Annotated in this window: 13 protein-coding genes and 1 pseudogene; 2 read left to right on the plus strand and 12 right to left on the minus strand. The window is 62.7% G+C overall.

The window, feature by feature from the left end; all coding sequences use genetic code 11:
- The 11 genes and pseudogenes from P1U48_RS16660 to P1U48_RS16710 all read right to left on the minus strand — a co-directional run.
- Positions 1-637: TetR/AcrR family transcriptional regulator (locus P1U48_RS16660; RefSeq protein WP_301070283.1), on the minus strand; the 637-nt coding region annotated here is incomplete at its 3' end.
- A gap of 126 nt (positions 638-763) precedes the next feature.
- Positions 764-3,853 (minus strand): efflux RND transporter permease subunit, encoded by a 3,090-nt coding sequence (locus tag P1U48_RS16665; RefSeq protein ID WP_301070284.1) that lies wholly within the window; start codon positions 3,851-3,853, stop codon positions 764-766.
- On the minus strand, positions 3,850-5,070 hold the full coding sequence (locus P1U48_RS16670; RefSeq protein WP_301070285.1) for an efflux RND transporter periplasmic adaptor subunit: 1,221 nt from the start codon (positions 5,068-5,070) through the stop codon (positions 3,850-3,852). The genes P1U48_RS16665 and P1U48_RS16670 overlap by 4 nt, the downstream gene beginning before the upstream one ends.
- Before the next feature lie 501 nt (positions 5,071-5,571).
- A pseudogene (locus P1U48_RS16675) lies at positions 5,572-6,756 on the minus strand (OB-fold nucleic acid binding domain-containing protein); the annotation flags it as partial.
- A 182-nt stretch (positions 6,757-6,938) separates the two neighbouring features.
- Entirely contained in the window at positions 6,939-9,182 is a 2,244-nt protein-coding gene (locus tag P1U48_RS16680) for an acyl-CoA dehydrogenase (RefSeq protein WP_301070286.1), read from the minus strand.
- Entirely contained in the window at positions 9,182-9,583 is a 402-nt protein-coding gene (locus P1U48_RS16685) for a Zn-ribbon domain-containing OB-fold protein (RefSeq protein ID WP_301070287.1), read from the minus strand. Before P1U48_RS16685 ends, P1U48_RS16680 begins: the two co-directional genes overlap by 1 nt.
- A gap of 13 nt (positions 9,584-9,596) precedes the next feature.
- Positions 9,597-10,769 carry an acetyl-CoA acetyltransferase gene (locus tag P1U48_RS16690; protein WP_301070288.1) on the minus strand — a complete coding sequence of 391 codons (1,173 nt, stop codon included), beginning with the start codon at positions 10,767-10,769 and terminating at the stop codon, positions 9,597-9,599.
- Entirely contained in the window at positions 10,766-11,188 is a 423-nt protein-coding gene (locus P1U48_RS16695; protein ID WP_301070289.1) for a MaoC family dehydratase, read from the minus strand. Before P1U48_RS16695 ends, P1U48_RS16690 begins: the two co-directional genes overlap by 4 nt.
- Positions 11,189-11,190: 2 nt before the next feature.
- A complete protein-coding gene (locus tag P1U48_RS16700; RefSeq protein ID WP_301070290.1) occupies positions 11,191-11,607 on the minus strand; it encodes a MaoC family dehydratase in 417 nt (138 codons plus the stop codon).
- 162 nt (positions 11,608-11,769) lie between these two features.
- Entirely contained in the window at positions 11,770-13,707 is a 1,938-nt protein-coding gene (locus P1U48_RS16705) for a TRAP transporter fused permease subunit (RefSeq protein ID WP_301070291.1), read from the minus strand.
- Between the two features lie 82 nt (positions 13,708-13,789).
- Positions 13,790-14,929: a TAXI family TRAP transporter solute-binding subunit gene (locus P1U48_RS16710; protein ID WP_301070292.1), complete on the minus strand. Its 1,140-nt coding sequence runs from the start codon at positions 14,927-14,929 to the stop codon at positions 13,790-13,792.
- A gap of 252 nt (positions 14,930-15,181) precedes the next feature.
- Between P1U48_RS16710 and P1U48_RS16715 the strand changes: the two genes are divergently transcribed.
- Entirely contained in the window at positions 15,182-17,380 is a 2,199-nt protein-coding gene (locus tag P1U48_RS16715) for an acetate--CoA ligase family protein (protein ID WP_301070293.1), read from the plus strand.
- Complete coding sequence (locus P1U48_RS16720; protein ID WP_301070294.1) at positions 17,356-18,129, plus strand: enoyl-CoA hydratase-related protein; 774 nt, start codon at positions 17,356-17,358, stop codon at positions 18,127-18,129. The genes P1U48_RS16715 and P1U48_RS16720 overlap by 25 nt, the downstream gene beginning before the upstream one ends.
- Positions 18,130-18,371: 242 nt before the next feature.
- On the opposite strand, the gene P1U48_RS16725 is transcribed toward P1U48_RS16720, so the two are convergent.
- A partial coding sequence (locus P1U48_RS16725; RefSeq protein ID WP_301070295.1) for a zinc-binding dehydrogenase occupies positions 18,372-18,992 on the minus strand: 621 nt, incomplete at its 5' end.

Below are 18,992 nucleotides of genomic sequence, written 5' to 3' on the forward strand. Positions count from 1 at the left end.
CCTTGCCAGCATCAATCCCAAAATTCAACTGCCCCACACTTTGCGGTACTCTCCAGATTGCAATAAACGCCCTTGTTGCGTCTCCTGCCCTTCTGGATATCACGGATTTATCCAACTGTTTTTGAACGCCGAACAATCGGTGGGTCAATATCCTGGTGAAGGAAAGTTGGATGAACTGATCCGCAGCGAGGCCAGCATCCGGGATCAGCATCTTTCCTATTTGGTGCTGATCCTCCAGATACCGCGCAAGGATGTGCCGTAGCCGTTCGGGTCCGGCTTTGAAGAAGCGTTCTCCGATCTGAGGAAAGCGGCCCGCTTCGGAAACGCAGATCCGATAAAGTCGGATATAATCATTCGAGAAAACAAGACCGATCAGAGCGCTACTGAACGACTGCAAGGTTTCTTCCATCGGCCCTTGGGTCAGCAGCAGTTTTTCAAGCTCCTCGGCAAGCATGTCGCATTCCCTGGAGACCACTTCGACGAAAAGGTCTGTCTTGGTGGGGAAATGAGCGTACATCGTTGCTTTCGAGACGCATGCCGCATCCGCGATCTGATCGACACGCGCGCCCGCCAATCCGTGCTCGAAAAAAACCGAACGCGCGCCGCGCACAACATCCTTGACCTTGTCTTCGCGCAACACGCCTCTCCCTTGCAGACCGCCGCTTACTTTTGGTTACGCTAGGACCGGAGCCGGGCCGATCAAAGCACAATTTTCTTTCCCTGAACGAACTTGACCTACCTCACGAAAGCAGCCAGCGGGAGGCTACTCAGCGGGCGCAGGCGGGGCGGTCTCGCGGCTTGCGGCCCCCGCTTCGGCCCGCCGATTGCCGCGCGACCCGCTGGCAATGATCGTATAGAACATCGGGACCACGAACAGCGTGAAGAGCGTGCCGACCATCAGGCCAGTGAAGATCACCAGGCCCATTGCCTGGCGCGCAGCCGCACCGGCGCCTTCGGCCAGCATCAGCGGCACGACGGCCAGCGCAAGGGCCGCCGTGGTCATCAGGATCGGCCGCAGCCGCACCTTGGCCGATTGCACGATCGCATCGCGGATCGACAGCCCGTCGTCGCGCCGCTGGTTGGCGAACTCGACCAGAAGGATGCCGTGCTTGGTGATGATGCCGATCAGCGTGATCAGACCCACCTGGGTGTAGATGTTCAGCGTCCCAAGGCCGAGATTCAGCGGCAGGATCGCACCGAAGATCGCCAGCGGCACCGACATCATGATGATAAGCGGGTCCCGGAAACTCTCGAACTGCGCGGCCAGCAGCAGATAGATCACCAGGACCGCCGCGCCAAAGGCGACCAGAATCGTGTTGCCCTGCGAGACCTCCAGCCGCGACTGGCCGGAATACTCGATGAAGAAGCCGTCGGGCAACATGCTCTCGGCGATCTCGACGATCGTCCCGAGCCCCTCGCCCGTGGTTACGCCGGGTAGCGGGAGCGCCGAGATCGTGGCCGAATTCAATTGGTTGAATTGCTCGATCGCTGCGGGCGAGGCGTTGGTCGAGACCTCGATCACCGATGACAGCGGGATCATCTCGCCCGTGGTCGACCGCAGGAAGTAGTCGCCCAGCCGCTCGGGGTTCTCGCGGAAGTTCTGCGGCACCTGGGTGATGACGTCATAGCTCTGCGACTCGCGATCGAACTGGTTGATTGCGCCGCCACCGACGAGCAGGCCGATCGTATTACCTACGTCGCGGACCGGAACGTTCAGAGCAGCGGCCCGATCGCGGTCGATGGTCACGGTGACCTGCGGCGCGTCGAAGGCGAGCGAGTTCTGCACGACGATGAACCGGCCCGTTTGCTGTGCCTCACGCTGGATTTCGGCGGCGAGCTCGTAAACCTGGCTCGGATTGCCGGTGGACTGGATCACCATCGAGATCGGCAGGCCGCCACCCGCGCCGGGCAGCGACGGCGGCGCGAAGACCAGCGCCTGGACCCCGTCCACGCCCGAGATGCGACCCTGGATGTCGGCTTTGATCTCGTTCTGGCTGCGCTCGCGCTCGGCCCAGTCCTCCAGCGCCCAGATCGAGAACGCGGTATTCGTGGCCCCGCCCAGGCCGACGATCGAGAACTGCGCGCGCACTTCCTCGATGTCGCGGGTGCGCTCGCCGATCTCGGCGGCGTAACGGCTGGTGTATTCGCTGGTGGCGTAGCGCGGGGCCGTGACCAGCGAAAAGAGACCGCCGGAATCCTCCTCGGGGGCAAGCTCGCTGGAGGTGTTGAGGAACATGAAGCCGGTCAGCCCCAAGAGGACGAGCACCATCAGCATCGTCACCGGGCGGTAATCGAGCGAGCTGCGAACCCGGCGCTCATACCAGTTCGACAACCGGTCCGAAGTCCGGTCGACCAACCTCTGGAAGCGGCTGTGTCCGCCAGACGTCAGCAGTCGTGCCGACATCATCGGTGTGATCGTCAGCGCGACGATACCGGAGATCAGCACTGCCCCGGCCAGTGTGAAGGCGAACTCACGGAACAAGGAGCCGGTAAGGCCGCCGGTGAAGCCGATCGGGATGAACACGGCGACCAGCGTCAGCGACATCGCGACGATCGCCAGCCATATCTCCTTCATGCCCTTGATCGCCGCCGCCATCGGAGTCATCCCCTCCTCGACGTGGCGATGGATGTTCTCGACCACGATGATCGCGTCGTCGACCACCAGGCCGATTGCCAGCACCATCGCCAGCAACGACAGGAGGTTGATCGAGTATCCCATCGCGTAGAGGAAGAAGCAGACGCCGACCAGCGACAGCGGGATCGTCACGATCGGCATCAGCACCGAACGGAACGAGCCGAGGAACAGCAGGATCACAAGCACCACGATGACCACCGCCTCGGAGATGGTCTTGAAGACCTCCTCGATCGAGGCGCTGATGGTCTCGGTCGAGTCGTACACCATCGAAACGGTCATGCCCTTCGGCAAGCTTGCCCCGATTGCCGGCAACTCGGCGCGAACCGCGCCCGCCGTGTCGAGCGGATTGGCCGACGGCGTTGGGAAGATGCCGATGAACGTGCCTGGCTGGCCGTTGAAGCGGACGACAGTATCGGTGCTCTCGGCCGCCAACTCGATCTGTGCCACGTCTCTCAGGCGCACCACGTCATCGCCCTCGGCGCGAATAGGCAGCGCCCCGAAAGCCTCTGGTGTTTGGAGCGTCGAATCGAGCGTGATCGAGTACGAGACCAGTTCGTTCTTGGTCCGACCGGGTGCCGAGAGGAAGTTGGACGCGTTAATCGCGTTCAGCACTTCGGTTGCCGTTGCACCGCGGCTGGCGAGCCGCACTGGATCGACCCAGACTCGCATCGCATAGTTCGCGGCACCGAGGATCTGAACCTCGGCTACGCCCTCGATCGTCGACATGCGCGGCCGGATCACCCGCTCGAGATACTCAGTCAGCTGCTCGGGACTCATGCTCTCGTTCTGGAAAGCGAGATACATGATGGCGAACTGTCGTCCGGTCCCTTTAACGATTACCGGGTCTTCGGCCGCAGTTGGCAGCTTGCCGCGAACCTGCTGCACCTTGGACATCACCTCTGTCAGCGCGATATTCGCGTTGGTTCCGAGCTGCATCTGGACAGTAACAGTGCTGCTGGACGGGCGACTCTGCGAAGTAATGTAATCCACGTTTTCGGTGGTCGAAACGGCAGCCGCGATCGGCGCGGTGATGAAGCCCTGGATCAAGTCGGCGCTGGCCCCGGGATAGATCGTATTGACTGTGATGACCGTCTCTTCAACCTCGGGATACTGACGTACCTGCAAGTTGAAGAGGCCCTGGAAGCCCAGCAGCATGATCAGGCAGCCCAATACGGTCGACAGGACGGGGCGGCGAGTGAAGAGCTCGGGAAGGCTCATTCGGAGACCCCCGCCGCCTGCGCCGCGCCCGTATCCATTGAGGGGTTCCCATCGGCATCCTCGTCCCGCTCCGGTTCCGGTGGCAGGACTTGCGTCTGCGTTTCCGACCCGGCTTCGGGAGGCAGCTCAGGCGCGGCCCCGCCAACCAGCATGACCGGCACGCCGTTCGACAGCCGGTTCTGACCCGCGACGATGATTCGATCGCCAGCGGCGACCCCGTCAACGATCTCGACGAGGTCTTTCTGGCGCGAGCCGGTCCGTACGAAGACTTGATTCGCCACCAGCCGCGGCTCTTCTTCCGTATTGTTCTCGGCCGGAACGACGGCATAGACGTAATCGCCGTAGAGGCTTGTCACGACCGCCGTCTGGGGTAGCGCCACCACGTTCTCCTTGTCCGGCAACGTGACCCTGACCCGAACGAACTGACCGGGGCTGAGGGCCTGATCCTCGTTATCGAGTTCGGCCCGCACTTCCACGAGGCGCGTGGCCGGATCGATCCGAGGTTCGATACCGGTGATGGAACCCGAGGCGGTCGCTCCCGACTCGCCGACCAGTGTGATCGACTGGCCGATGTCGATCTGAGCCAGTTTCTGCTCGGGCAGCGAGAAATCGACTCGCAGCCTATCGGTGTCCTGCAGGGTCGCCACGGTGCTCCCAACGGTGACGAATTGGCCTTCCTCGATCTTGGGGATACCGATCTCGCCAGCGAATGGTGACTCCAGCACCTTCTGGTCGAGAACCGCCTCGATGCGACGCATCTGCGCCCGCGCCGAGTTGGCGGCGGCTTCGGCCTCCTCGATTCTGGCGGCAGCCGCAATGCCGCGGTCCCTGAGAGACGCGGCCCGTGCCAATGTCTGCTCGGCCAGTTGCAACGAGGCTCGGGCCGCGGCGAGGTCCGCTTGCTCGATCTCGTCGGCGATCCGAACCAGCACCTGGCCTTGCTCGACGCGATCATTCGCCGCGAATCCGACCTCGCGGACGACACCGCCCGTTTCGACCGCAAGATCGATGCCGCGTCGCGCATAGACCGTACCGATCGCCTCGAGAGTCGGCGTCCACGGACCCGCCTTGGCAATGACCGTGTCCACTGGCAGCGCAGGTATGGGTCGGTTGGCGAAGAAATCCTTGATCGCCTGATCGCGGAACTTGTTGAATCCCACGACGCCGCCGACCGCGACAGAAAGGAACAGGAAAGCAATTACGAAGCGCTTTATCATAGATCCGAATCCTGATCATTTCGGTCGAGTTGGTGGCGATACCTCATTCGGTGGCCTGCCCGCCTACTGTACCGTCTGGCCGGTATTGTCAATGACGAGGACCCGATGAGCAAGTCTCCGGAGTCCAGACCCGGCAGATCGGATGCGCGGGTCCGCATAAAGGAAGCGGCCATGTGGGACCCCGGCAACATCTTGACGGACGTGGTGGCGGAGCGTGCAGTTTTCGAAGGGTGGCGCGCCCTATCGTTTCCATACCGAGATCGAACTCGGACAAATCCATGAAAGCCTGCACGAGGTGAAATCACGGGGAGAGCAAAACGCTCAAAGCGTCGCAAGTCAGTTTATTCAGCTGTCCGTCTCGGCTTCATCATCTCGCGCCCCAATCAGGGCCGCACCCAGAGTAAAGAATGCCTGTAAAGCGTCCTGTACGGATGCTCTTGCATCGGTGATTGTAGCACGAAACGCTTTAGCAGCTGCGAGTGCCCACTAATCGGGTGAACATCAATGGAAATCGCGGCTCGGAAACAGTCTCTTGGCCTGTTCGCGCGGGTGCCTTGCGCGAGGCGGATGGCGCGGTGGGCGGGGTGCGTCGTCGGCTTGGGGTTGGGTGATCCCGATGGCATCGTCCATTGGGTGCCCAAGGTCGCTTAGACGGTGGGACATATCCTCTATATGCTGGGCGATCAGGTGCACCACGATCCCTTCGCGTTGCAGATATCCAGTGACCCGCAGCAATCGCCCGCCCATGACGGCGCGCCGGAAATGTTTGTAGACTTTACGCCAAACAATCACGTTGGAAATGCCGGTTTCATCCTCAAGCGTCAGGAAGACCACGCCAGCGGCGGTGCCGGGACGTTGGCGGGTGATCACGAGGCCGCAAACGCTGGTGCGGTCAAGGGGCGCTGTGGCAAGCGCGGCATGGGTGGTGAGGTTTGGTATGCCGGGGCGCAGTAACTCCATGGGATGGGCACGCAAAGACAGGCGCATGGCCACGTAATCTTCCACCAGTTCTTCACCGAGCTGCATGGCGGGGAGGTCAATATTCGGCTCAACGATGCCTTCGCCCTCAATTGGGTCATTGAACAACGGCAAAGGCTGTTGGCTACGGATCGCTTTGACATGCCACAGCGCATTGCGCCGCCCCAGGCCCATGCTTGAAAACGCATCGGCTTCGGCCAGCCGTTCCAGCGCTGATGAGGCCAAGCCTGCGCGCAGCCACAGGCTCTCTGGGTCCAGATAGCCATTGCCCCGCGCGGCGACAATCCAACCGGCGTCTTCTTCGCGAAACCCTTTGATCAGACGAAAGCCTAGGCGCAGCGCCAAGCCGCCATCAGGGCGTCGTTCCAATGTGTTATCCCATGCGCTGTTGTTCACACAGATCGGGCGCACCTCGATGCCATGCTCGCGCGCATCACGCACAATCTGGGCGGGTGCGTAAAACCCCATCGGCTGAGAGTTGAGCAGCCCACACGCGAAAGCCGCAGGGTGGTGGCATTTGAGCCAGGCCGAGACATAGGCGAGCAAGGCAAAGGCGGCGGCATGGCTTTCGGGAAAACCGTATTCGCCGAAGCCTTCGATCTGCGAGAAACAGCGCTCAGCAAGGTCAGGTTCGTAGCCGCGTGCAAGCATCCCATTGATAAACTTATCCCGAAGCTGTTCGAACCGATCCGCAACCGCCTTGCGGACCCGACCGAACTAGCACGCCGGCCCGATAGTTGATCCAGAACCGCCCGCAGAGCGGGTCGGCGCCAGCAGGCAACACGCCGCTGATCTTGCTGCAAAATGGGGTGGTCGAAGGAGTGTTCGTTCAAAAGGGGCCAGCTACAGGTTGTCATCCTGAGGCCATCTGCCCGTCTTCCTCCGGTCGTTCAGAGCCCTAGCACGTTCTTGGCGATGATTCCGCGCTGCACCTCGGAGGTGCCGCCATAGATTGTCGTCTGCAAGGTGTGCAGCCAGAGGCCCGAGGTATTCACCTCGGACTCCAGTGGCTCCACATAGGCCGCCGCGTCGCCGACCACCTCCATCGCTTCCATCGCGATGCGCTGGTACAGTTCCGTCTGGAAGATTTTCAGCATCGATACATCGGGACCGATCTTTTCACCCGATTTCAGTTTGTCGACAAAACTGGCATAAAGCGACACGTGGTCGGCCAGATCGAGGGCCAGCACCGCGTAACGGTCCCGGAACGACGGATCATCCCAAAGCCCGGTTTCGCGCGCCACAATCTCAAGTCGGCTGAACGCCAGCGAAGACTGCGCCGGCGAGCCGACAAAGATGCGTTCGAACCCCAGAAGCGCCTTGGCCATAGTCCAGCCGGCGTTCAGTTCTCCCACCAGCGCGTCCAGTGGGATGCGAACATCGTCAAAGAACACCTCGCAGAATTCATCCGAGCGGTTCAGCGTCAGGATCGGGCGGACATCGACGCCGGGCGCATCGGCGGGGACGAGGAAAAAGCTGATCCCCTCCTGTTTCTTGGCGTCCTTGTCGGTGCGCGCCAGCAGGTAGATCCAGTTTGCGTCATTGCCGAGCGAGGTCCAGATCTTCTGCCCGTTGATGACCCATTCATCTCCGTCCCGCACCGCTTCGGTGCGCAGGCTGGCCAGGTCCGATCCCGCATCGGGTTCGCTGTAGCCCTGCGCCCAGATATGTTCGCCGGTGTGAATCTTCGGCAGGAAGTAATCGCGCTGCGCCTGCGTGCCATAGTCGATCAGCAGCGGGCCGATCATCAACACACCCTGATCGTTGACCCGCGAACAGCCGTGACGCTCAAGCTCTTCTATAAAGATCACCCGCTTGGACGGGCCAAGCCCCATGCCGCCATGCTCGCGCGGCCAGTTCGGCGCCAGCCAGCCCTTTTCCGCCAGCAAATCATACCAGACCTTGGTGTCCTTGCGGTGCAGGCGATGCAGCGGAAAACGCATGTCTTCCGGGTAGGTCTTCTGCACCCAGTCGCGCACTTCGGCCCGAAATGACGCATCGGTCATCGCGTTGTAATCGCGGTCGGCGCCGGAGGGGGCGAACGTGTTCATGGCACTGTTCTTGTCCTCATGCGACCTGTTCGGACAGCATGGCTCCTCCACGAGGGTCAGGTCCAGATAGCGGCGGCGATGCGCCTTGGCTGTGCCATACTGGTTGAACAGCGTCGCGATCTTGCGGGTGTACAGCCCGATGTCATGCGCGTCGGTGATGCCGATGGCGCCATGCATCTGCGTGCTGTCTCGCGCAATCCGCATCGCAGTATCCGACGCGCGCGACTTCGCCCGCGAGGCCATGCGCTTGCGCTCATCCGCTGCGCCAGCCACTTCGAAACCCGCGACACAATCGGCCAGAACTGCGCGCGTGACTTCAAGCAGCAGTTTCATGTCGACCGCCCGATGCTGAAGCGCCTGAAAGGATCCGATAGCGCGGCCGAACTGGTGCCGCAGCTTGATGTAGTCCAGCGTGATCTCGAATGCGCGTTCCGCAGCACCCAAGAGATAGGCCGCGCTGGCCAGGGTCGCGCGTTCATATGCCATCGAAAGGTCCCCGATCGGGACTGCCGGGGCCGCATCGAAGGTGACCCTGGAAAACGTGCCCCCGTCCAGCGTATCTGTGGAGGTGATCGTGCAATCCTGCGCCTTGATGAAATGGCAGCCGGAGTCCGTCTGGATGGCGAACCCGTGAGCACCGGGCGCGCAGGGCACCCGCGCGGCGCTGCCGGTCACGGTGATCTTGCCGTTGTCCTCGACGGTTCGGATCGTGCCGACCATATCGCGCCAGATCGGCAGGATCACCAGCTCCCCGGCCACCACATCGCACAGCAGCGACGCGGGCAGGTCCGGCGCAATCGCCGCCGCCGCGATCAGCGGTTCTGGCACCAATGCGCGGCCCAGTTCCTCGGACAGCGCGATGAATTCAGCCATCCCCAGACCGATGCCGCCCGCATCTTCGCCAGCCAGAAGGCCGACCCAGCCGAGGTCAGCCATCCTTTGCCAGATCTCGGACTCCATCCCCGCTTCCGTGAACCGCAGCTCCCGGATGCGGCGCAGATCGCCCGGCGCGCCGGTGATCGCGGCGGCGCTGTCGCGGATCATGCGGATGTTCTGTGCGCGCTCATCTGAAGTGTCGGACATCATGCGCCCCCGAGAGCAAAGAAGGGCAGCACCAAATCGTCTTCCTCGACGAAACGGACTGTGACCTTCTTGCCTATCTCGACCGCATCGGCGTCTGCGGCAACGATCCGCGTCATCATACGCGGCCCCTCGTCCAGCGTGACAATGGCGATGGTATAGGGCGCGTCGGCTTCGAAGGCCTGACCAGCGGGGCGGACGGCAACGGTGTAGCTGTAGATCTCGCCGGTGCCTTTGGCCTCGATCCAGTCCAGATCGTCGGAATAGCAATGCGGGCAGATCTCGCGCGGATAGAAATGGGCCTGTCCACAAGCGCGGCAGGATTTGAGTATCAGCCGTTTTTCTTTCAGCGCGGCCCAGTAGGGGGCGGTGCCGGGATCGACGACGGGATGTGGTTTGGTCATCTGGAACTCCGGTTCAGTCTAACGACAGGATGCAGGTCGCACCGCTGGACAATGTGCCACCGGTCCCGTGCACCAGAGCGGTGCGGACATTCGCGATCTGCCGCTCGGGCTCGACCTCGCCGCGCATCTGGCGGACGGCCTCGATCAGCAGGAAGATGCCATACATGCCGGGATGCGCATAGGACAGTCCGCCGCCGTTCGTGTTCAGAGGAAAGGCTCCGCCGGGTGCGATCCGCCCATTGCTGACGAATTCGCCACCGCCGCCACGTTCGGCAAAGCCGAGCGCTTCAAGGGTCAGCAGCGTGGTGATGGTGAAACTGTCATAAACCTCGACCAGATCAATGGCGTCGTGGGTGACGCCAGCCATCGCAAAGGCGCGCTCGGATGCCATCTCGGCCGCGGTCAGGCGGGCAAGGTCGGGCATCGCGGCGATAGTCCAGTGGGTTGCCGCCTGCCCGTGACCGCGCACATGGATCGGTTTGAGCCCCTGCGCCTTGGCATGCGAGGCGCGGGTGACCACGATGGCACCGCCACCGTCCGTCACAAGGCAGCAATCCAGCAGCCCCAGCGGCTTGCTGATCGTCGGGGCGGCCAGCACATCGTCCACGGTGATAGGGTCGCGCTTGGTCGCTGCCGGGTTCAGCCCGGCCCAGGCGCGCGCCGCCACGGCGATTTCGGCCAGATGTTCGCGGGTGGTGCCATATTCGTGCATGTGCCGCATCGCGGCCAGGGCATAGCCCCCGACCGGCGTCGGCAAGCCCCAGGGCGTTTCGAACTGCATGGTGAGGGTCGCGGGCCGACCGGCCAGATTGCGGCTCATCTCAGAGCGTTGAGCGCTGCCATAAACGATCAGCGCGACATCGCACAGCCCCTGTTCGATGGCCAGCGCGGCATGTCCCAGATGCGCCTCGAAGGCCGAACCGCCGATGTTAGTGCCGTCATGGACAACCGGGCGGATGCCAAGGAATTCCGACAGGGTGACGGTGGGTAGCTGCCCGACACCGGGGATGCCCCACATGCCGGCGGTGAAAAGCCCGTCGACATCGCCCAGCGTCAGCCCGGCCTCGTCCAGCGCGGCCTTGGCACAACGTGCGACGATCTGAAGGGCCGAGCCCGGCTGGGCCACCTTGCCGTTGATCAGCGGGGCGTCGGCGACACCGACAATGACTGCTTCGTGATCTTTCATGTGGTCCCCATGTTCCGTTTGGCAGCAATAGAGACAGCGCCGGTCAGAACCGCCTTGCCCGCCACCGTACAATTGATCCTGCATTCCAGGCGCCCGTCCACGGCTGCGTCCGGCACCTCTATGGACACGACGACCTCGCTTCCCGGCAGAACGGGCGAGAGGAAGGTCACGTCCATGGCCCCGGACTGCGCCCAGTCCGGACCAGCCCAGGCCTCCATCGCCGCCGAAGCAAAGGCCAGCGTCATCATGCCATGGGCAATTGTGCCGCCGAAATGGGTGGTGCTGGCGAATTCGGGATCCGTGTGCAGTGGATTGTGATCGCCTGAGACCCTCGCGTAGGCATCAATCAGCGGCTGCGTGACCTTGTGCACCCGATCCGGCAGTGTCGCGCCGGGTTGCAGCGTGTGATCCGGGGTCATTGTCATGTCTCTTTCCCCCAGATTGACACGATCTGTCCAAGCGTCACCTCGTCCCCTTCCTGATTGACGGTTCTGGTCGCGCAGACCAGATAGCGGCGGCCCTTCTTTTCGTATTTGTCGACGATTTCGAGGGTGGTCGAGAGGTTGTCGCCGATCCGGACAGGCTGGCGGAAGGTGAACCTCTGCTTGGCGTGGATGCCACCGGGCGGGCCCTTCAGGGCATTCTGCGCGCCACGGATATAGACTGCGGCCAGCATCGGGGGCACCTGATCGGCGTTTTCACCGCCCTGCCCCTGCAGCGAGGCAGTGGAAATCGCGCGATAGGCCTGCGCGACATCTGCATTGACCATGAACCTGTAGGGCTCTGGCGGCAATACATCGCCAATCTTCAGATCGTCGTAACGGGTGTAGTCCGTCATCAGCCATCCCCTTCTACATTCCTGAAATGGTCTTTTCACAAGAGCATTTGGCTGTCAATAATTCGAACAATATATTTTGCTCTGCTTGATGCATCCCCGCGCCGCCCGCCACGAACAGGTGATCGTCGCCGGCAAATCGACCTGTGGCCGTCCGACCTGGCGTCAGCCCTTCGCGGCGCTGTCAGGTGAAGCCCTGAACACCAGCGGACGACCGTAAACCATCACAAGGATGGCCAACCCCACCAGATCTGTCCGGTGCTCGGGCGCCATGAGCATCAGCCCCCCGACCGCCAGCAGAACGGTTTCGATCCAGTTGAGCCGCCGGGCATGGAAATACATGTACCGCTCGGCCGCGCAGGAGATCATGAAGATTGCCGCCAACGCGGTCAGCGACGACAGCAGGATCGACGAGACCCTGCCCTGCATGACCAGCGCAGGGTTGTAGACGAACATGAACGGCAGAACAAACAGCACCGCGCCAAGCCGCATCGCCGAAACCCCGGTCCGCATCGCCGAGACCCGCGCGATCGAGGCCGCCGCCACAGCCGCAAGTGCGACCGGCGGCGTGATGTAGGACAGCATGCCCCAGTAAAGAATGAACAGATGGCTCGCGATCGGGTTCAGCCCGCTTTGCACCAGCACCGGCGCCAGCACCACGGCCAGGAAGATGTAACAGGCCGAGGCCGTCATCCCCATACCAAGGACAAAGCTGGTTAGCGCGCCCAGCACGAGGATCAGGAACAGGTTGCCATCGGCATATTGCACCAGCTCGCGGCTGAACGCATTGCCGACGCCGGTGATCGACAGCGATCCTACGATCAGGCCGATCCCGGCGACGATGCCAACAAGGCTGGCAATGCCGACACCAGATTCCAGCACCAGATCACAGACCGCCCGCAGCGCGCCGGTCGAGCGGTTGTAGTAGATGGTCGTGATCAGCAGCACCACCGTGACGATGAAGGGCGCGCGGGATTCCAGCGACAGGCCCAGCAGCAGATAGATCAGCAGCACCAGGCTGAAACAATAGATCCAACCGCTCTTGAACGTCGCGCCGATTTTGGGCAGCTGCGATCTGGGCAGGCCTTTCAGGCCGTTGACCGCCGCAAAGCTGTCTGCCTGCAGGATCAGGATCGCATAGAACAGCGTGGCGGGAACGACCGCGGCCACCATGATCGTCGAATAGGGCACGTTCAGGAAGGACGCCATGATGAACGCGACCGAACCCATGACGGGCGGCATTAACGCCCCGCCCGTCGAGGCGCAGGCCTCGATCGCGGCGGCGTACCGGGCCGGGTATCCAGTGCGGGTCATCGTCGGGATGGTCATCGAGCCGGTGCCGATGACATTCGAAATAACGCTGCCCGACAGCGAGCCAAAAAAACCGCTGGACACGATCGCCACCTTGGCCGGCCCGCCCCGCGTTCCGCCAAGCAGCGCATTGGCGATGTCCATGAAAAACCGACCGCCGCCGGATACGCTCAGGGCGACGCCGAAGATGATGAAGCCGATGACCAGATCGGCAAGGACGCGGGTGGGCACGCCGATGATGCTTTCCAGACCCATCGAATAGGCCCGTGTCGCCTCCAATGGGGTAAACTGCATCCCCCACAGAAAGCCCGGCAGGGAATCCGCGAACAGGGGAAAGACGCCGAACACCAGACAGATGCAGAACAGGATGCCGCCGCCGCATCTGCGCACCGCCTCAAGTGCCGCGACGATCAGGCAGAACGAGGCCATGGTCGGCAGGGTCGGGGCGTCTAGCTCCCAGCCCATCGAGATGATATTGCGGGCCTGCGTCGCCAGATACAGGCAGGACACCAGCGTCATGAACGCGGCGATCCAGTCGAACCACCGCACCCGGTCAGTCTGCGCCTTCGTTGCCGGATTGGCCAGAAAGGCCACGGCCAGAAACAGCCCCGCAAGGGTGTAATAATAGGCCGTGCTGAGCAGGGTGAAACCGAACGGGCGCAGCAAGAAGACCTGATTTACCGCAATCAGAATGCCCAAGGCGCTGAGGCCCGTCGCCGCAAACCATGCGGTGCCACTCAGACGGGTACCCTCGCGGCGCCATCCCCACGCCAGTTCTGTCGGTTCGGTCATCGTGGGACACCAATTTACAGGAGGACAGACAAGACCGACACCGGCTTTTGCAAGCTCCGGCGTCGGTCAAGTGAGGTGTGGCTTACTTGAGGTTTTCCGCCTTGTAGCTTTCCCAGAAGCCCGCCCAGTCCGCGTCGGAAACGTTCTCATCCAGCGCCTTTTCGTTGGCAGCTTCCCAGGCCTTCATCATGGCCTCGGACCGCGCCAGGCGCTTCTGGTTCCAGGCCTCGTCCTCATCGGTCCAGACGTTGATTTCCTTGAGGTATTTCACCGCGCCGGGATGGAATGGCGCATCTGACGGCGACTTGCCTGACTCGGCCGCGCTCCAACTCGCCATGATCGGGCTCATGCCCTTGTAGACGGGAAAAGATTCCACCACGGCCTTGGTCATGTTGTAGACAAGCTCTTCGTCTGCATCGGCATAGACCGTGATCATCGGATACCGGTAGCCCATCAGCTGCGCCGGCGCGTCGGTGGAAATACCCGCCCCGATGGTAGCCTCGCGCGGCTTGACGAACGAGGCGACTTCATGCAGCCGCGCCCAGCCTTCGGTATCGTCCGCAGGCAGTTCCATCCATGTCGCGCCACGTCCGGATTCCAACTCGCGCAGGGCGGCGGCGGTCGGGATGGCGACAGCGGCCTGCACGGTTCCGTCGGACAGACCCTTGAGCGCCGAGCCATAGGACGGCATGTCGATCCGGTCCACGTCGGCCCAGGTCATGCCGCCGAATGCCAGCACCGCCTCGGTCTTGATATTGGCCGAAGGATTGGCCTCGACAAAAGAGACGCGCTTGCCCCTGAGATCCGCAACCGTCTTGATGCCGGCGTCCGAGGCCGCAACCACCCCTGCCTCCGCCGGGCGACCCAGCAGAACGCGCACATCCTGGGGGCCCCATTCGCGGTTTGAGAATTCATAGAGCGCCTCACTGGCGAAGTTCGCTTCGTTGCCGAGAAATGCGAACTGGACCCGGCCGGTCTTGAGCGGAAGCAGCCGACCGATGCCGGAACTGGACGGCGTCAGCCTGATCCGGACCCCGTATCCCTTGATCATGGCGTCCGCGATGGCCGATGCCTCGACATATCCGCTGGAGCCGACGTCATAGGTGCTCCACGTCAGCGTCTTGGGCAGCGAAACGTCCTGGGCGCCCGCCGCTGTGGCGAAACCGCCAAGTATCATAGCGGGCAATACGGCAGCCGCCGCCATTCGTTTAAAATTCAGCATTGTTCATCTCCTCCGGACAGGCGCCCCTGCGGTCATGCCGCAACGGTGTACCGGAAAATCCTGACGGTCAGGCCGGGTCTTGTCAATATATATTCGAACTATATATTTCACACGACTCTGCGCACCGACAGCACCCCCCGTTTTTCAGGATGGGCGCGAAAGGTTTGGCACGTTGACAGTCCATTTTGTCAGTATTATACGAATAATACCACCGGCTAGATTTCCGGGCAAGCAATAATCCGGGGGTTATCCGTGAACGACCAGGCCATCATGCCGGCAATTTTCGATCCGCAATCCATCGCCATAATCGGCGCATCCGGGAACGAGACCAAGATCGGCGGACGTCCGATCCGATACCTCAGGATGGCGGGATACAAGGGGCACGTCTACCCCATCAATCCTACCCGCGACGAGGTTCAGGGGCTGTCGGCCTATGCCTCCCTGTCCGCCGTGGAAGGGTCGGTCGACCTTGCCATTGTTGCGGTGCCGGCAGCGCAGGTCGCCGATGCCATACAGGCCTGCGCCGACAAGGGCGTGAAGGCCGCCATCATATTTTCCGCCGGTTTCTCGGAGGTCGGTGACGAAGGCCGCGCCTTGCAGGACCGCATCGTCAGCATCGCCCGCAAGGGGAATGTCCGTCTGCTTGGCCCAAACTGCATGGGCGCGATCAACACCGGAAATGGCGCGATAGCGACCTTTTCCAGCGGCATCGTCGACCGGACCCCGGATCGTGGACGGATCAGCCTGGCCAGCCAGTCCGGCGCCATCGGCGCGCATTGCTATGTTCTGGCCAACGCCCGCAACCTGGGGATCAACAAATGGGTCACGGCGGGCAACCAATGTGATCTGGAGGTGTCCGATTTCCTGCTGCACATGGCCTCGGACCCCGATACCGACGTGATCCTGTGCTGCATCGAAGGCGTCAACGACGGCCGCAAGCTGACAAGGGCGCTGGATGTCGCGCGGGCCAATCGCAAGCCTGTCGTGGTGATGAAACTTGGCACCTCCGAGGCCGGGGCGCAGGCCGCGCAATCGCACACGGCCTCGCTTGGCGGGTCGGATGCGGTGTTTGACGCCGTGCTGAAGCAATACGGGGCCTACCGGGCCAAAACCCTGGATGAGATGTTCGACATTGCCTATGCCTGCCTGCAGGGCGGTCTGCCAACGAATTCCAGCATCGGCATCGTCACGGTATCGGGCGGTGGCGGCATCATGATGGCCGATGCGGCGTCAGAGCTTGGACTTGACGTCACCCCGCTGGAGCCTGCCGTGCAAACCGCCCTGCGCGAGATCGTGCCTTTTGCCGGCACGCGCAACCCGGTGGACGTGACTGCCGAGATCATCTCGCGGCACGAACTGCTGTATCCGATGTTCGAACTGCTGGCGGAAAAGGGCGGCTATGGCTCCGTTCTGACCTTCCTGTCTCATCTGGGCCGCAACCCGGCGATCATCGAGGCGCTCAAGCCGGATCTGCTGCGGATCGCGCAGGTCTATGGCAAGGACCGGGCGCTGTTCCTGTCGCTGCTGTACACCGATGCCGTGCGGGCCGATCTGGAAGAGATGGGGTTCATCGTGTTCGAGGACCCCTCGCGCGCCGTCCGCGCGGCGGCGGCCCTGACCCATTTCGGGCGCAGTTTTGCCAACCAAGGCGCGGCCATCGAACCTGAGAGCCATACACTGCGTGCAGAGGCCCGCGCCAACCTGGCCCCGGATCGCAGCTATTCCGAGGTCGAGGCGCGCGATATCCTTGCCGGGATCGGGTTGCCCTTCCCCGCGCAATCGCTGGCAACCTCTGCCGAAGAGGCCGCGGAATACGCGGCAAAGATCGGCTTTCCGGTTGTGATGAAGATCGTGTCCCCCGATATCCCGCACAAATCTGAAATCGGTGGCGTCATTCTGGACGTTCGAGACGGACCTGCGACCTCGCAAGCCTTTGACACGCTTCTGGATCGCGCCCGCGCTGCTGCGCCCAATGCCAGCCTTGACGGCGTCGCCATCAGCCCGATGCTGTCCGGGGGCACCGAAACGATCCTTGGCGTGACCTGTGATCCGGCGTTCGGGCCGGTCGTGATGTTCGGCCTTGGCGGTATCTTCACCGAGGTGTTCAAGGATGTGTCTTTCCGGCTGGCACCGTTCAATCGCGCCGTCGCCCTGAGCATGATCGACGAAACCACCGGAGCCGCGATCCTGTGCGGCGCGCGCGGTCAACCGCGCGCGGATATCGATGCCCTGGCCGATGCGCTGGTCACGCTTTCCATCTTCGCCGATCAAAATCGCGCCCTTCTGTCGTCCATCGACATCAACCCGTTCAAGGTGTTCGAGGCTGGCAAGGGTGCCGCCGGGCTGGACGCCCTGATCATCACCTCATCAGGGGCCGGACACAGCGCGCCGGCCTTGCACACCGACACGCCGGAAAAGGAAACCGCATGGCGACCAGCCCCGAAGTTCTGACCGTCGCATTCGACGGCGCCATCGCAATCGTCACCATCAACAACCCTACACAACGGAATGCCCTGTCCGCCGAGGTGCGCAAGGCTCTGGCCAGCACGGTCGCCGCGCTGGACATGGACCCCGCCTGCCGGGTGCTGATCCTGCAAGGCGTCGGCGGCACATTCAGCGCGGGCGGCGACGTGACCTCGATGGGCAACCATACGGTCGAATCCGGCATGACCCGCCTGATTGACGCGCATGACTGCGTGCGCGTCATCGTCTCGTGCCGCAAGCCGGTGATCGCGGCGGTCGAGGGCTGGGCCGTCGGGGCCGGTATGTCGCTGGCGCTATTGTGCGATTCCATCGTGGCGGCCGAGGACGCGAAATTCGCGGCGGTCTTCGGCAATGTAGGTCTTGCGCCAGATATGGGCATGCTGCGGACCCTGCCGCTGCGCGTCGGCCATGCGCAGGCACGCCAACTTCTGCTGTATGGCGAAACGATCAAGGCTGACGCGGCGCTGACCATGGGCCTTGTGGACAAGCTGACCCCTTCGGGTGGCGCATTTGCCGAGGCACGGCGACTCGCGGGCATCCTGCAGGATCGCGCGCCGCTGCCGATTGCCATGATCAAATCCGAACTGGCCAACGGGTTGGAAGACCTTCTACGCCGGGAATCCCTTATGCAGACCCTAATGTATCAGACCAGCGACCATGCCGAAGGCCGCACCGCCTTTCTGGAAAAACGCAAGGCGAGCTTCCGGGGGGAATGACGGAAATGGACCAGATGACAGACGACGGCGTGATCGAAACCCGCTTCACCCGGATGTTCGGCATCCGCCATCCAATCATGCAGGGCGGCATGCAATGAGTGGGCCGGGCCAGTGCAAGGGCTGATCCATGACATCCCAACCTGCGCCGACCTTGTGGCCTGGATCGTGTGCGATGCGCGTGCGCTGGCCAAATCACGGATGACGGAGATGATGCCTGGGCTCTAGCGCCCCCGGTCGCCCCCCTAAGGGATGAGGACGATCTTGCCCGAATTGCCGTTCTCAAGCACCGCGACCTGCGCCGCCGCCGCCTGGGTCAGAGGCATTTCGCGGCCCACGATCGGGCGGATCGTACCCTCGTGCGCGGCGGCGAGGATGTCTTGCATGATCGCGTGGCGCAGGTCTTCCGGCACGTTCCAGATCATGAAGCCCCTGACGTCCAGCTCTTTGGCCATGGCGATCCGGGGATTGATCGTGACCTCGCCCCGGCAGCCGATGATGACAATGCGGCCATGCATCGCGGCAAGGTCCATATCGGCGGCAAGGTTCGCATCGGCCAGCATTTCGAGGATCAGGTCAGGCCCGTCGCCCGCGACACGGCGCACTTCGTCAAGGTAGCCGGGCTGCCGGTGGTTGACGGCGTGATCCGCACCCTCGCCCCGGATCAGGTCCAGCCCCTCCGGCGTGCCGGCGCTGCCGATCACCTTGAGGCCGGCGCGTTTGGCAAGCTGGATCGCCGAGGTGCCGACCGATCCGCTGGCGCCGTGGATGAACAGCGTTTCGCCCGCCACGGCCCCGCCACGGGCGAACAGGGTAATCCCCCCCGAAAGTAGGGGGCTGCATAAGTAGAATTTTCTCGCCAAGGT

This window comes from Pseudooceanicola sp., from assembly GCF_029213205.1.
GTDB lineage: Bacteria > Pseudomonadota > Alphaproteobacteria > Rhodobacterales > Rhodobacteraceae > Pseudooceanicola.